Here is a 2,148-nt window from a genome sequence, read left to right on the forward strand (position 1 = left end):
TTGATGCGTCAATACGGCATGAGAGGCCGCTGTGTGCGTGTCTGCAAAGCCGTCCCCAAAGGTACACGCAAGTACTACAGCAAGCATCCGAATCGCTTGCTGGATGTCGGCAAGCCAACCGGGGTGAATCAGCAGTGGGTTGGAGATGTTACCTACCTGAAAGTGGAGCGACAGTGGTTGTATCTCTCTACGGTGATGGACCGGTATTCGCGCAGAATACTGGGGTGGAAACTGAGCAAGGAACGGACTGCAGAGGTGACCTGCCAGGTACTGAAACAAGCGCTCAAACTGACCGGAGCGAATGGTCAGGGTATCCTGTTTCATACCGATCGTGGTTCGGAATATGGCGCTGAAAAAGTGCAGGATCTACTCAAGGATANAGCCATCAAGGATTACATTGATGGCTTCTACAACCGATCACGCCTGCACTCTGGTCTGGGTTATCTTAGTCCGCTAGAGTATGAGGCGAAGAATGGATAATACAAATGTGTCCGCAAAAGCGGGGCAAGATCACCTCGCTACGCTCGGCCGGTGTTCGGGGCGTTAGAGGCATAATCATGCTCCGAAGCATTATTTCTGCTGCATTGATCATCGTGAGCTTTCCTACATTTGCTTGGGACACTCCAAAAGAAGCAGTAGAAAAGTTTGTCCAATTCGACCTCGGCGGTGGTCGCCTATCGTCCAATGCGTGGTCAGAATATCTCGCGAACTACTTGCATGCGCCTGTGGGCTATGAAGAGCCAGGCTGGGACTCTGTAGTAGTAGTCGAACGGTTCCTGGTAGGTAATCCGGAGTGCGTTTCCGAAAGTTGCACCGTCGCTGTTACCTATCAGCTGCATCCGACCAAGTTGCTTACTGGCCCACCTGTTGTACCTCATGAGGCTGGGGGCTCTGAAACAGTGAAATTTAGCGTTAGCAAGAAGAACGGTGTTTGGAAAATTGATCCAAATCCCGACTATCCGAGAATCTCTATTGAAAAATATAAGCAGCTCGGGTCGTAGTCCGGCGCAGCCTCTAACCAGGCGTTCAACACGGACAGTTTGCAGCGGGGCATTTGCTTCGCAAATTTTACGCCCCGCTGCAAACCGCTCCGCCGGCAAGCCGGCTCCGCTCTGCCGGTTAACTTGGCGTTAGGCATACAGGTATGAGTCTGAAGGTGGTGTCAAAGCATTTACTTGTCGGGGCAGTTGTTCCTGCGATCTTGCTGGTTAATGCCTTTTGGGTGCCAGAGCCATATTCGCTTCCTCTTATATACTTAGGATTGGCTCCCACTAAGTTAATGCCATTTTTAGAAAATCGTGAATTGATGGCGAGCTTGACGGAGTTTGTATTTGGGCGAATGACTCCAGATTTTGCTCCAATTCAAATCCTATTTCTAATGGCTTTCTGGTTTGTCGGTTCAGTTATGGCATCGGTATTGGTAGCTAAGTTCCTGAAGGTGCGTAAAAATGCCTAATAAGCGCATGTTGATCAGTCGCTTCGCGACTTGGGACTTCTTTCAGTCGGCCCCAAATGGGGGCGTTAGGCGATGCGTAGGTTCGGTATGAATAATTTTAGGTCTGACGTAAACAAAGCGCTCAAAAATATCGGTTGTGATAGTGAATCATTTTCACCAGTGAATATCGTGAAATGGCGTAATATCGAAAAAAAGATCGCTTCATCTTTTTTGCGTAATGGTGTTAGGGATTCCAAGTATCGATGGTGGTGGGAGCATCTAAAAGAACCAGTCATATCAGTTCTGCCGGACTATCCTTCCGATATGTTGTTGCGACTGGTTCCGTCCGATGAGGAGGTTTACTTCATTATGGAAGATGGTGGTAAGTTTTGGCTATACGAAGGGTATGTTGACTCGTTTTATAAACTAGTCAGTGAAATGTATCATTTTGAGTATTATGTGGTGTCAAAAAAAATGGAATGGTTGCTATGTGAGAACCACCACTGCTGCCTTTTAGCCTCGGGTAATTACATGGTAAGAAAAGTTAATGAGCATGGGTTCGTCTAACAAGCACAAGCAAGGGACCAATGATCTTGCCCCGTTTTAACGGACACCTTTTGACGTTACAGAAGGTGCCCAATGCCAGCCTACAAGAACCAGAAAAAGACAAAGCAGTACTCACTGGAATTCAAGCGATCAGCCGTTGAGATGAG

4 protein-coding genes are annotated in these 2,148 nt (G+C 47.9%); all 4 read left to right on the forward strand.

What is annotated here, in order from left to right; all coding sequences use genetic code 11:
* The first annotated feature begins 18 nt into the window (after nucleotides 1-18).
* The 4 genes from OUO13_RS03080 to OUO13_RS03095 all read left to right on the forward strand — a co-directional run bounded on the left by OUO13_RS03080 (nucleotide 19) and on the right by OUO13_RS03095 (nucleotide 2,002).
* A complete protein-coding gene (locus OUO13_RS03080; RefSeq protein WP_428982313.1) occupies nucleotides 19-480 on the forward strand; it encodes a DDE-type integrase/transposase/recombinase in 462 nt (153 codons plus the stop codon).
* A gap of 77 nt (nucleotides 481-557) precedes the next feature.
* Nucleotides 558-1,001 carry a hypothetical protein gene (locus OUO13_RS03085; RefSeq protein WP_283172380.1) on the forward strand — a complete coding sequence of 148 codons (444 nt, stop codon included), beginning with the start codon at nucleotides 558-560 and terminating at the stop codon, nucleotides 999-1,001.
* A 143-nt stretch (nucleotides 1,002-1,144) separates the two neighbouring features.
* Nucleotides 1,145-1,456 carry a hypothetical protein gene (locus OUO13_RS03090; RefSeq protein ID WP_283172381.1) on the forward strand — a complete coding sequence of 104 codons (312 nt, stop codon included), beginning with the start codon at nucleotides 1,145-1,147 and terminating at the stop codon, nucleotides 1,454-1,456.
* 87 nt (nucleotides 1,457-1,543) lie between these two features.
* Nucleotides 1,544-2,002 carry a DUF6756 family protein gene (locus OUO13_RS03095; RefSeq protein WP_346429325.1) on the forward strand — a complete coding sequence of 153 codons (459 nt, stop codon included), beginning with the start codon at nucleotides 1,544-1,546 and terminating at the stop codon, nucleotides 2,000-2,002.
* Nucleotides 2,003-2,148 lie beyond the last annotated feature (146 nt).

Origin of the sequence: Parathalassolituus penaei (assembly GCF_026626885.1) — a bacterium.
GTDB lineage: Bacteria > Pseudomonadota > Gammaproteobacteria > Pseudomonadales > Oceanobacteraceae > Oceanobacter > Oceanobacter penaei.